Annotated in this window: 12 protein-coding genes, 1 pseudogene and 1 riboswitch; of the genes and pseudogenes, 2 read left to right on the top strand and 11 right to left on the bottom strand. The window is 49.5% G+C overall.

What is annotated here, in order from left to right; genetic code table 11:
- Positions 1 to 69 precede the first annotated feature (69 nt).
- Positions 70 to 175: riboswitch (SAM riboswitch) on the bottom strand.
- A gap of 59 nt (positions 176 to 234) precedes the next feature.
- The 11 genes from BLD48_RS07325 to BLD48_RS07275 form a co-directional block, all read right to left on the bottom strand.
- Positions 235 to 1,401 carry a bifunctional cystathionine gamma-lyase/homocysteine desulfhydrase gene (locus BLD48_RS07325; protein ID WP_071499628.1) on the bottom strand — a complete coding sequence of 389 codons (1,167 nt, stop codon included), beginning with the start codon at positions 1,399 to 1,401 and terminating at the stop codon, positions 235 to 237.
- A complete protein-coding gene (locus BLD48_RS07320; protein ID WP_071499627.1) occupies positions 1,394 to 2,317 on the bottom strand; it encodes a PLP-dependent cysteine synthase family protein in 924 nt (307 codons plus the stop codon). Before BLD48_RS07320 ends, BLD48_RS07325 begins: the two co-directional genes overlap by 8 nt.
- Positions 2,314 to 2,778, bottom strand: a complete 465-nt coding sequence (locus BLD48_RS07315; RefSeq protein WP_026827626.1) for an S-ribosylhomocysteine lyase — start codon at positions 2,776 to 2,778, stop codon at positions 2,314 to 2,316. Before BLD48_RS07315 ends, BLD48_RS07320 begins: the two co-directional genes overlap by 4 nt.
- Before the next feature lie 3 nt (positions 2,779 to 2,781).
- A complete protein-coding gene (locus BLD48_RS07310) occupies positions 2,782 to 3,420 on the bottom strand; it encodes a class I SAM-dependent methyltransferase (RefSeq protein ID WP_071499626.1) in 639 nt (212 codons plus the stop codon).
- A 549-nt stretch (positions 3,421 to 3,969) separates the two neighbouring features.
- The gene (locus BLD48_RS07305; protein ID WP_071499625.1) at positions 3,970 to 4,248 is read right to left on the bottom strand and encodes a thioredoxin family protein; all 279 of its coding nucleotides are present in this window, start codon (positions 4,246 to 4,248) and stop codon (positions 3,970 to 3,972) included.
- Between the two features lie 100 nt (positions 4,249 to 4,348).
- Positions 4,349 to 4,732 carry a glycine cleavage system protein GcvH gene (gene gcvH, locus BLD48_RS07300; protein WP_012371215.1) on the bottom strand — a complete coding sequence of 128 codons (384 nt, stop codon included), beginning with the start codon at positions 4,730 to 4,732 and terminating at the stop codon, positions 4,349 to 4,351.
- Between the two features lie 64 nt (positions 4,733 to 4,796).
- Entirely contained in the window at positions 4,797 to 5,150 is a 354-nt protein-coding gene (locus BLD48_RS07295) for an arsenate reductase family protein (RefSeq protein WP_071499624.1), read from the bottom strand.
- 36 nt (positions 5,151 to 5,186) lie between these two features.
- Positions 5,187 to 5,642 carry a DinB family protein gene (locus BLD48_RS07290; RefSeq protein WP_026830069.1) on the bottom strand — a complete coding sequence of 152 codons (456 nt, stop codon included), beginning with the start codon at positions 5,640 to 5,642 and terminating at the stop codon, positions 5,187 to 5,189.
- A gap of 76 nt (positions 5,643 to 5,718) precedes the next feature.
- The gene (locus tag BLD48_RS07285; RefSeq protein ID WP_026830070.1) at positions 5,719 to 7,503 is read right to left on the bottom strand and encodes an acyl-CoA dehydrogenase family protein; all 1,785 of its coding nucleotides are present in this window, start codon (positions 7,501 to 7,503) and stop codon (positions 5,719 to 5,721) included.
- On the bottom strand, positions 7,500 to 8,690 hold the full coding sequence (locus tag BLD48_RS07280; RefSeq protein WP_071499623.1) for an acetyl-CoA C-acetyltransferase: 1,191 nt from the start codon (positions 8,688 to 8,690) through the stop codon (positions 7,500 to 7,502). Before BLD48_RS07280 ends, BLD48_RS07285 begins: the two co-directional genes overlap by 4 nt.
- A gap of 17 nt (positions 8,691 to 8,707) precedes the next feature.
- On the bottom strand, positions 8,708 to 11,125 hold the full coding sequence (locus BLD48_RS07275; protein ID WP_071499622.1) for a 3-hydroxyacyl-CoA dehydrogenase/enoyl-CoA hydratase family protein: 2,418 nt from the start codon (positions 11,123 to 11,125) through the stop codon (positions 8,708 to 8,710).
- A gap of 184 nt (positions 11,126 to 11,309) precedes the next feature.
- On the opposite strand from BLD48_RS07275, the gene BLD48_RS07270 reads away from it, so the two are divergent.
- Together BLD48_RS07270 and BLD48_RS07265 are read left to right on the top strand one after the other, a co-directional pair.
- Positions 11,310 to 11,945, top strand: coding sequence for a class I SAM-dependent methyltransferase (locus BLD48_RS07270; RefSeq protein WP_071499621.1), 636 nt, complete (start codon positions 11,310 to 11,312; stop codon positions 11,943 to 11,945).
- Between the two features lie 143 nt (positions 11,946 to 12,088).
- Positions 12,089 to 12,360 (top strand): annotated as a pseudogene (locus tag BLD48_RS07265) (hypothetical protein); the annotation flags it as partial.

Raw genomic sequence — 12,360 nt, 5'->3', positions numbered from 1 at the left:
CTAAACGTAAAAAAAGTGCGCACGTTTTAGAGCAAACGCGCGCACTTTTTCAGTACACAAAACCATTTGCTCTCATCTTGCAGACATTCGTCTGCTGGAATTAGCACCACTTCGGAATAAATTCCGCGGTTGCCGGGTTTCATCGGGCCAGTCCCTCCACCACTCTCGATAAGAGTTATCGGTATTTAGTTATTTTTAATATAATCTGAATATTAGCAGGGCTTATTTTGCTTGTCAAACAGTTTTTTCTGAAACTGGTTTTAACAGACTGAAAGCACGTGCTAAATCTTCTTTTAAGTCCTCTGCATCCTCAAGTCCAACCGAAATCCGGACGAGTCCATCCGTGATGCCGAGCTCAGCGCGACGTTCAGCAGGAATCGAGGCGTGCGTCATCCGTGCCGGAACGGAAATCAAGCTTTCGACTGCGCCGAGACTCTCGGCAAGCGTAAAGAAGTGTGTCGCTTCGACGAGCTTCTCCGCGTTTTCAGCAGAACCGACATCAAAGCTGATCATACCGCCAAAACCAGTTGCCTGTTTTTGTTGTGTCGCGTGACCCGGATGTGACGCGAGTCCCGGGTAGAAGATGTTTGAGACGACGTGTTGGTCCTGTAAGAACTGAACGAGATCATGTGACGTTTCTTCGATCGCATCCATCCGGATACCAAGCGTCCGTAAACCACGGACAAGCAAGAAGCTGTCTTGTGGTCCAAGGATGCCGCCAGTCGAGTTTTGAATGAAGTGAAGATCTTCACCAAGTGCATCGCTGTTGACGACGACGAGTCCAGCGACGACGTCTGAATGTCCGCCGATGTATTTTGTTGCACTATGCAAGACAATGTCTGCGCCGAGTGCAAGTGGTTGTTGCAAGTAAGGTGTCGCAAACGTGTTGTCGACGACGAGTTTCAAGTTATTGCGTTTCGCAATGTCAGCGACAGCTGCGATGTCCGTGACTTTCAACAACGGGTTCGTCGGTGTTTCGACGTAAAGCATTTTCGTGTTGTCTTGAACCGCAGCTTCCGTCGCGGCAAGATCCGTCGTGTCGACAAATGTCACCTGGATGTTGAACTTCGGTAAGACACGTTGCATCAAGCGGAACGTTCCACCGTAGACGTCATCAGTCATGACGATATGATCGCCTGACTCAAGCAGGTTGAAGACAGCATGAATCGCTGCCATTCCTGATCCAAACGCAAAACCACGTACGCCGCCTTCTAGATCCGCAATCAATCGTTCGATGCTTGTCCGTGTCGGGTTGGCTGTCCGTGAATACTCATAGCCTTCTTTTAATTGACCGATTTTTTCTTGCTTGTACGTACTCGTTTGATAAATCGGAGGTGTAACGGCACCTGTTGCTCGATCGACACCTGTTCCCCCATGAATCAATGCTGTCTTTTTACGCATGTGTCTCGTCCACCTTTTCAAAGATTTGTTGGCTTAAATACCGTTCGGCACTGTCTGCGAAGACGGTGACGATCGTACTGCCGGGAAAACGATTTGCAATATCAAGCGCTGCTGCGAGTGCCGCGCCGGCTGAACTGCCGACGAGCAGCCCTTCACGAGCCGCCAGTTCATGGACTTTCGTGAAGGCATCGTGATCAGAAATCGTATGAATTTCATCTACTAAGTCGCGGGATACAAGACTTGGCCATTTGGCCGTCCCGATGCCTTCCGTCTTATGCGGTCCGGCCGGTCCCCCGTTGAGGACCGAGCCTTCCGGTTCGACGATGGCGCCTTTTGTCCCGAGACGTTCTTTTAAGAATGCCGCTGTTCCGGCAAACGTTCCACCTGACCCGCATCCGGCGACGAACCAATCGATGTGATCGAGTTCCGCCATCAACTCAGGACCAAGTGTCCGCTGATATGTGACCGGATTTTCTTCGTTTTCGAATTGAAGCGGGACATAACTGTTTGGAATCGTTTGTCCCAGTTCTTTTGCTTTATCAATCGCGCCTTGCATATCGAGTTCAGTCGGTGTGTTGACGACAGTCGCGCCGAGTGCCCGCATCAACGTCTGTTTCTCCTGACTGAATTTTTCAGGAACGACACAAATGACCTGTAAGTCATATTTTTTAGCGGCGAGCGCCAAACCGATGCCGGTGTTGCCGGCAGTCGGTTCGATGATCGTTCCGCCTCGTGTCACGTGTCCCTGTTCGATCGCCGCATCAACGAGTTGAATGCCCAGGCGGTCTTTGACGCTGCCCCCAGGGTTCATCCATTCGAGCTTCGCCAAAATCCGCGTACCAGCAGGCAAATCGAATGAAGTAATCTCGTAAAGCGGCGTATTTCCGACGAGGTCCCGGACTGACTTCGCGATCATCCGAAGACGATGTCCCATTCATCACGACCGGCAAGCATTTTCTCGGCATAGTGCTTCGCTCCTTTAAGGTCGTGGGCGCTTGCGAATCCGCATTGGACTTCGTTTTGCGCTGGAATTTCTTCTGCTGCTAAGACGTCTTGAAGTGTCTTCTCGACGAGTTCACTCATTTTTTCGACCGAATCGAAGTTCATCATCGCCATGTAGAAACCTGTTTGGCATCCCATTGGCGAGACATCGATGACATCGTCTGAATAGTTACGGATGTTTTCCGCGAGTAAGTGTTCAAGCGTATGCATCGCACGCATCGGCATTTGCTCGACGTTTGGTTGTGTGAATCGGATGTCGTATTTGACGACTTGATCGACCTTACCGTCTTTGTAACCGGCGACGCGGATATATGGTGCTTTGACTTTCGTATGGTCCAAGTTAAAACTTTCTACGTTCATTTTTTTGAGTGTCATGATTTATTCCCCCATTTTCTCGGCTTCTACGAGCCAGACGAAGTGATTGTATTGTGTGAATGTCACGTCAAATCCACGTGACGCAAAAATATCTTCCATGACTGGAATCAGTGGATAAAACTCCCGTTCCAAGTCTTCTGCCAAACCGTTGAACCCTTGTGCTTTCGCTTCTGCGATCGTCTGCAAACGTGCTTCTTCCGATACGAACATCGTGTCGGCATAGACGATTTTTCCGTCGTGCGGCAAAATCTTCGCCATCAGGTCAACGGCTTCTCCCTTTTCCTCATCCGTCAGATGATGAAACGCATAGGTCGAAACAAAACTTTTCGCATGGTCTGCCGTAAAGGACAGGAAGTGTCCATCCTGCACAGGTAACGTTGGAATCTTGTTGATGAGGATTTCCCGCATCTCCGGGCTCGGTTCCACCGCCAAAACGTTTTGGTGCCGCTCGAGCAACCGCTGGGTCAGGTTCCCTGTTCCCGCCCCGAATTCGACGACCGGTGAGATCGCTTTTGTTGCCACTGTATCTAATATTTCTTCATAACGACGAAAGACTTCTTTGTACTCCGGATCGTGCCCCGTCACTGTGTCGTCGTATGTTGACGCCCACTCTGTAAATACATCCATAAAACGTACTGTCATGCCTGTTCGTCCTCCGTATCTCTTTTTTAATTCCGACTAATCGGATATGAATTAAAGTAATTTACCTTAATCGAATTGTAGCAGGGAGCATTCTGCTTGGCAAGGCGACTGCTCGAAAATCTTTCGAAAACAAAAAAAAGGCGCTGCCGGTAAACCGGCAACACGAATAATGTGGTTAGAAATGCCACGAAGGAAAACCCAGCTCTGATACGAACTTCTTCGTTCGTCGCATCAGAGGACGGCGCCTTTTCGATACATAAGCCAAGCTGTCCTCACATCCAGATTACCTGTTCCAATCCAAGGATCGTCTTCTTGTGCCGCTTCGTCTTTGGGGGACGACTTAAGGGGAGACAAACAAACAATCCTGGATTTTTTTGAACGGTTTTGAAATGAAAAGAAACAGTCGAGTTACATCTCTGCCAGACTTCCTATAAAAGCATTTCTAGAAGTTGATATGAATATACCATTCATAATTTATGATTGTCAACGGATTATTGTAAATATTCCGACAATTTAGCGTAAAGAGAAATCTTTTTTTGATTCCTCTTGTTATTCCGCACAAAATGCAAAGACGTTTTGAACCGACTGGAACGCATAAAGCCTTGATACGACTTGATTTCCTTCGATTTTCAATAAAGCCGGAACACTCATGACCTGTGCCTGTTCTAGAAAATCCGGAATGAAATTTCCGTTCGCTTGTTCAATCCATTCCCCGTCTTTTGTTGCTTCGACGATCTCAAGCATCCGACTTGCAATGGCACACGTCCCACACATCGGTGCATAGACATACAACAAACCGTTTTCTGGTGCTGCTGTGACTTCCTTCATCGATCCCGTTCTCCTTTCGTATTTCTTGTCTTGTGCCAGTATACAGAAAAAAAGACGACGAGGAAACGAAATCGTTTCCTTGTCCTCTTTTCGTTAAGTATTACTCGTTGATCATCGATTTGTAAGCAGCTGCATCCATCAATGCTTCGACTTGCGCTTCATCTGCAATCTCGATATCGACCATCCATGCCCCTTCAAATGGTGATTCGTTGACGAGTTCCGGGGAATCAGACAGTGACTCATTGATCGCAACGACTTTCCCTGAAATCGGTGCGTACAACTCTGATACCGTTTTAACCGATTCGACCGAACCAAACGGCTCGTTTGCCGAGATCGTATCGCCGACTTCTGGTAGTTCGACGAACACGATATCGCCAAGTTCATGTTGCGCGAAATCCGTAATCCCGATTCGTGCCTTGTTTCCTGTTACTTCGACCCATTCATGCTCTTCCGAATAACGTAGATTGTCTTTGACTTGACTCATTTGCGATTCCCCCTGTGATCTATAGTGGACTAACGCATTTAGTATACCAAATGAACCAGCCTTCTTAATACCATTTTCCGTGATAGAGTTCTTCTTTGAACCCAATCGTCACGTCTTGTCCGTCCGTCACGATCGGACGTTTGAGTAACATGCCGTCACTTGCGAGCAGTTCATATTGCTCCTGTTCCGACAGATCCGGCAGGCGGTCCTTGATGCCTTGCGAACGATACGACTGACCACTTGTGTTAAAAAACTTCTTCAGCGGTTCGCCACTCTTTTGATGGAGTTCGCGGATCGTCTCGGCACTCGGTGTCTCGTCGACGATGTGTTTATAATTGACCTCGACGCCGTTTGCCTCGAGGGCCTTTTTTGCTTTGACACACGTACTACATTTCGGATAGCCATACATCGTTACCATTTTTCTATCACCTCTATCCTTAGACTAGCAGATGTCTCATCTCCGTTTCAAGCGTGCCAGCGCAGCATCGATTTGTTCTTGATGGTGATGGTCGTGCGCGATGAAGGACTCTACGAATGCCCGCGGTTGAAAACGATCCTCGTATCGCCGGTCGTACTGCTCATCCGTCAGACGATCAAGGGAGGAAACCAGCTCTAGCCGGACAGCAATCGCTTTTTTCAGCAACGCGAGTGCATCGATATGGTGCGCATACTCGACCGCGAGACGATTAAATTCATCGTAATCAGTCTCGATGAGCGTCAACGGATCATTCGGCAATTTTGATACGGCATGATCGAAATAATACCGGTCCCATAAAAACAGATGACTGACACATTCCTGAACCGTCCACTTATCAATCGCAAGTGGGAGCTGCCATTCTTCATCCGACAGCCGTTCCAATGATTTATAATAGTCCACCGCAAACTGAAGTTCCGTTAACTCGTGTCGCATCGTGCTCCCTCCTTCAATGAACGAAAATTCGCCCTTACAGAGATTTTCCCTGTAAAGGCGAATCGGTAAACCTGACTTAGACCGTATATTTATTCGCTTCGATCAAACGTTTCGCAATCAGACGTTTTGTTCCGATCGAGTTGATTGGCTGGTAACGGCTGAACTTCTTCAATGCCGATAACAACATCCGCAACTCGTCGCCGCTCGCTGCCGCGTACAACGTTTCTTTTGCGTCCCGTTCGACACCTTCGAACGCTTGTTGCGCAAACACTTCCGTATAACGGATTTTCAATTCGCTCTTCTCGACGCCTTTTGTGACAATCGCTTTTTCCGTCCGGACGATGGCAGACTCAAGCGCATAGATTGCACTCATGATGTCGGCTGTGTTCGCAAGGATTTCCTGTTCGCCCTGAAGTTTATCTTGGTACTTCTGAACGGCCGTTCCTGCTGTCAGCAAGAAGATTTTTTTCATCATCGCGAGCAAGTGACGTTCCCGGTCGAGTGGTTCTGTCCCAACTTCCGTTGGCATGAAGCTCATGACTTCATTTTGGAGACGTTGTGCTTCTGCCAAGAGTGGTAAATCCCCTTTCATTGCTTTTTTCAGCAACGTACCTGGGACGAGCAGACGGTTGATTTCGTTTGTTCCTTCGAAAATTCGGTTGATCCGTGAATCACGGTACATGTTTTCGACTTCATATTCTGCCATGAAGCCGTAACCTCCGTGAATCTGAACCGCTTCGTCGATGACGTAATCAAATGTCTCGGAAGCAAACACTTTGTTCATCGAGCACTCAATCGCGTATTCGGCGATCGCATCGGCAATCTTCTTGCCGTCTTTGCTTTCTTCTTCCGACAACTGATCAAGACTGTCCTGGAACAAACCACCTGTCCGGTAGACTGAGCTTTCCATCGCGTATGTCTGTGCCGACATCGTCGCGAGTTTCTCCTGGATCAACGGGAATGAACTGATCGGCGTCTTAAACTGTTTACGTTCGTTCGCATACTGGACGGCAAGATCGATCGCCCGTTTTGATGAACCGACGGCACCGACCGCTAGTTTATAACGACCGACGTTTAAGATGTTAAAGGCGATGACGTGCCCGCGGCCGATTTCACCGAGGACGTTTTCGACCGGTACTTCTGCATCTTGTAAGATCAATGTCCGTGTCGATGATCCTTTGATCCCCATCTTTTGTTCTTCGAGTCCCGTTGAGACGCCTGGATAATCACCTTCGACGAGGAACGCCGTGAACTTATCGCCATCGATTTTCGCATAGACGACAAACAGGCTCGCAAATCCGGCATTCGTAATCCATTGTTTTTCACCGTTCAAGACATAGTGTGTGCCGGCTTCATTCAAGACAGCCGTCGTCTTTGCACCGAGGGCATCGGAACCTGAGCCTGGTTCTGTCAAGGCGTAAGAAGCAATCCATTCCCCGGATGAAAGTTTCGGGAGATACTTTTGTTTTTGCTCTTCGTTTCCGAAGAAGACGATTGGTAACGAGCCGATTCCGACGTGGGCACCATAACTGAGGGCAAACGAACGACCGCGAGCAAACTTCTCCGTGATGATCGAAGACGAGATTTTATCCATCTGATAGCCGCCATACGCTTCCGGGACATCGGCACCAAGCAATCCGAGCTCGCCTGCTTCGCGCAGGAGACCGACCGACAATTCGAACTCATGTTTTTCGATTCGATCGAGGAGCGGAACGACACGGTCTTCGACGAATTTCGCCGTCATGTCACCAATCATTTTGTGTTCTTCCGAAAAATCTTCCGGTGTAAAGAGACGATCCGCTTCCAACTCATCCAGTACAAAACTTCCACCTTTAATTAATTCGTTTGTCGTTTGGCTCATTGTCCTGTTCCTCCTTCAACTAGTTCGAATACGCCGGCAGCACCCATGCCACCGCCGATACACATCGAGACGACGCCATATTGGACGTTCCGTCGTTTCATTTCATGCAAGAGTGTTAACGTCAGCTTCGTTCCTGTACAACCAAGTGGATGCCCCAGTGCAATCGCGCCGCCGTTGACGTTGACGATGTCTTCGTTTAGACCAAGTTCCCGGATGACACCAAGCGACTGCGACGCAAAGGCTTCGTTTAACTCAATCAGTCCGACGTCTGCGAGCGTGATGCCGGCAAGTTCGAGTGCTTTCGGAATCGCGACGACCGGTCCGATGCCCATGACTTCCGGACGAACACCGCCGACGGCAAACGATTTGAACTTCCCGAGAATCGATAACCCTTGGCGTTCTGCTTCTTCCCGTTCCATGATCAAGACTGCGGCTGCACCATCTGACGTTTGAGACGAGTTCCCGGCTGTGACACTGCCTCCGAGACGGAAGGCCGGACGTAACTTTGCGAGACCTTCCGGTGACGAGTCAGCGCGGACGCCTTCGTCATGTTCGACGAGCCACGTTTTTTCTTCGATTTTCAGTTCATCGTTGACGAACTGTTCTGTCACCGTCACCGGGACGATTTCATCGGCGAACTTGCCGGACGCAATCGCAGCGGCTGCTTTTTGATGACTTTTGAGCGCAAACGCATCTTGATCTTCCCGTGAGACGTGATACGTCGTTGCGACCTGCTCTGCCGTATGACCCATGCTCATATAATATTCCGGTTCCGTTTCGACGATCGATGGATTCGGACGGACGACGTGTCCCGGCATCGGCACTTGACTCATGGACTCCAGTCCACCGGCGATGACCGCTGTCGCTTGTCCTGTCATGATTTTCATCGAAGCATCGGCAATCGATTGAAGACCGGATGAACAATACCGGTTGATCGTAATCGCGGGTACTTCATGCGAGAGTCCTCCGAGGACCGACGCATAACGGGCGATGTTCATCCCTTGTTCGGCTTCCGGTAAGGCGCAACCGAGAATGACGTCATCGATTGCTCCGGTGTAGTTCGCACGTTTCAACGTTTCCTTGATGGCGATTCCTGCGAGTTCATCAGAACGCATCGATTTAAACGATCCTTTTTTTGCTTTGCCGACAGGCGTCCGTGCACCAGCGACGATTACTGCTTCTTTCATTCGAATCCCCCCAGTCATCAGTTACGGAGCGGCTTGCCTTTGACAAGCATATGCTGCATCCGCTGTTGTGTTTTCATCTCACCAATCAAGCTCAGGAACGCTTCCCGTTCGATATCGAGCATGTACTGCTCATCGACCGTCGTGCCAAACGAGACGTTTCCGCCGGCAATGACGTGGGCAAGTTTACTGGCGATTTTTAAATCGTGTTCCGAGATATAGCCGCCGTAGAACATCTCGCGCGTCGCGAGTTCCAGCGTCGCTTTCCCGGCACGACCGACGACCGGAATCTTTGCATGCGCCGGTGCCGTGTATCCTGTCCGGTCGAGCTCAAGGACAAGCTGTTTTGCATCAAACGTCAAGTGATCACGGTTCATCGAAATCTGGTCGACGGTCCGGACATATCCGAGTTCCCGTGCTTCAAAGGCTGATTTCGAGACCTTCGCCATCGCGACGTTCTCAAACGTCTTCTGCGCGGCCTTTTCGATATTGACGAGTCCGTCCGGTGTATTCTCAAGCAGACGACGATACGTGTTGACGTTTCCGCCACCGCCTGGAATCAGACCAACACCGACTTCGACCAGTCCCATATACGTTTCAAGTCCTGCTTGGATACGCGCTGCCGGAAGTGAAATCTCTGTTCCGCCGCCAAGCGTCATCCCTTGTGGAGCGACGACGATCGGCCGTGACGCGTAGCGGATTTTTTGAATCGATTGCTGGAACTTATTAATGATCCAGTCAAGTTCGAACCAATTCTCATCTTCAGCTTCCATCAACATCATTGCCAGGTTCGCCCCGACACAGAAGTTTTTGCCATCGTTTGCGATGACAAGACCACGGTGATTTTTTTCGACGAGATCAATCGACTGTTCGATCATCTGCATGATGTCGACGCCGATCGCGTTACTTTTTGACGTAAATTCAAGAACCGCCACGTCATCTCCGAGATCCATCAGGCGGGCTCCGTTGTTTTCAAGCAGAACACCGTTTGATTTCCGAACGTCGCGTAAACGAATTTCTTTCGGATTGACGGCACTGCCGACATACGTTTGTGTCTTTGCATCATAGAACTGACCGTCTTCGTTGTAGAAACTGGTCACGCCTGCTGCGAGCATCTCGTCGACCCAAGCTGGGACGTCGTATCCGTCTTGTTTCATCTTCGCGACCGTCTTCTCGACGCCGAGAGCATCCCATGTCTCGAACGGTCCCATCTTCCAACCGAAGCCCCATTTCATCGCTTCGTCAATCGCTTTGATGTCATCCGCGATTTCGTGTGTCAGTTGTGCCGAGTACAGTAACGTCTTCGCATGAATCGGCCACAGCAAAGCTCCAACACGGTCCTTTGCAAAGACAACGGCTTTGAGTTTATTTTTTGCGCCCGGAAGAGCTTTCGCTTGACCGATCGACGGTTCGGTAAGCGCTTTCTTTTCGACGTATTCAAAAGTCGCAAGATCGAGTTCTAGAATCTGTTTGCCGACTTTTTTATAGAAGCCTTGTCCCGACTTCGCTCCGAGTGACCCTTCGTCGACCAGCCGTTTCATTTCTACCGGCACGGCGAACGTGTCTTTTTCCGCTCCGTCCGGTAACAAGTCGTAGACGTTGTTCGCGACGTGAACGAATGTGTCGATCCCCACGACATCAAGCGTCCGGAACGTCGCTGAGCTTGGACGACCGAGTAATGGTCCGGTGACGGAATCGACCTCCCCGATCGAATAGCCGCCCTTCTTCATCTCGTCGAGTGTGACAAGCAGACCGTACGTACCAATCCGGTTGCCGATGAAGTTTGGTGTATCTTTAGCGATGACGACCCCTTTACCAAGACGTTCTTCTGCGAACTGTTTCATGAACTGGACGACTTCCGGAGCCGTATCCGTCGTCGGAATCAATTCGAGTAACTTCAAGTAACGCGGCGGATTAAAGAAGTGTGTGCCGAGGAAGCGGGCATTAAAGGAATCCGAACGTCCTTGACGCATCGCTTCGATTGAAATTCCTGACGTATTCGAGCTGACGATCGCATCTTCGCGCAAGAACGGTTCGATTGTCGCAAACAGCTGTTGCTTGACGTCAAGCCGTTCGACGATGACTTCAATCACCCAGTCCGCTTCTTTGAGGCGTTCCAAGTCGTCTTCGAGGTTTCCGACTTCGATCAGATCAAGTAACTGCTTCGAAGCGAGTGGTGCCGGATTTTGTTTGAGTAACTTTTGTCGGTTGTCCCGGGCAATCCGTGAGCGAACCGCTGCATCTTCAAGCGTCAATCCTTGTTTCGTCTCTTGCGCTGTAAGTTCTTTTGGTACGATATCAAGCATCAATGTCCGAATTCCCGCGTTCGCAAGGTGTGCGGCAATCCCTGCACCCATGACCCCTGAACCGATAATGACGGCGAATTGAATATGTTTCGTCGTGTGTACTGTGGTCGGCTGACCGATTTGACTCGCCATGATAGACCCCCTGATCCGTAATTGAATGAACAACCATTCATTATTCTGACAAAAAAAGAAGCCGTCCGTTTTTCCACTGCTTCCTTCTACCTCTCCATCATAAATGAATTATCATTCAGTAGCAATAAAAAATCATCTATTGGTCAAATTTTCCTGTTAGACTGAAGGCAAAGGGGGAATTCTCATGAAACCGACGGAACAATTGTGGGATCAAAAAGCGATGGATTGGGCGGAACGATCGGACATGATGTGGACGACAGGCAGTCGGAAAACAATCATTCCGTTTCTGAAATCAGTCATCACGTCCGGTAACTTACTCGACTTAGGATGCGGCGACGGCGCGGCCTGCCGGTTGCTCGCGGACGCGTTTCAGGTGACAGGACTTGATTTATCGGAAGAAATGATCCGGATTGCCCGTGACAAATCACCGGCACTCGACTTCGTCGTCGGAACCGGTGAAGCGTTACCGTTTGCGGATGATACGTTTGACGCCGTCCTTGCTGTCAATTCACTCGAATGGTCGTCGCGTCCTGTCACGGTGCTAAGCGAAATTAGCCGGGTCGCTCCGCTTGTCGTCATCAGTCTGCTTGGACCAACGGCAGCACCACGGGCATTGTCCTATCGTCGCCTGTACGGAGAAGACGCACCGATGGGTAATACGATGATGCCGTGGGAACTCGTCCAACTGGCAGATGAACTCGGCTGGACGTTGCTCGATGAAGCCGTCATTCAAAAAGAAGGTGCCATCATGACTGGACAGCGGTTGCTTGACCAGGCCCATGCGTTTTCTTGTTTGTTTGCGTTTCGGACAAGAGATTAAAAAAATACCTATTTGCAACAGACGTATGTCCACCCGCTTTTCTCGGGCGGGACGCAAGCCCATAGATGTCAACTTAAGAAAATGACTAACTTCTCTCGAAAAATGGTAAGGAATATTACCGCCTACGAGAGGAGTTTTTTTATATGTTAGCCCGAGCGAAATTCGATTTCCTCGACCAATTATTTACGTTTCTAGAGCCGGCTAAAATCGATCAGATGGCGAAGGAGACAGGTTTTGTACAGCGGAAACGAAAATTCGATGCCAATGACTTTTTATCTTTACTCTTCGGGATTCATGGAAATCTGATAGACTCTAGTCTTCAAGAATTGAGCACGAAGTGCGCCGTGAATCAAGACATCGAGATTAGTCGTGCCGCAATCGACAAAAAATTTACCAAAGCTGCCGTATTATTTCT

Source organism: Exiguobacterium sp. KRL4, from assembly GCF_001870785.1.
Taxonomy (GTDB): domain Bacteria; phylum Bacillota; class Bacilli; order Exiguobacteriales; family Exiguobacteriaceae; genus Exiguobacterium_A.
Note: the sequence above shows the minus strand (reverse complement) of the source record. Positions and strands in the feature narration are given on the sequence as shown.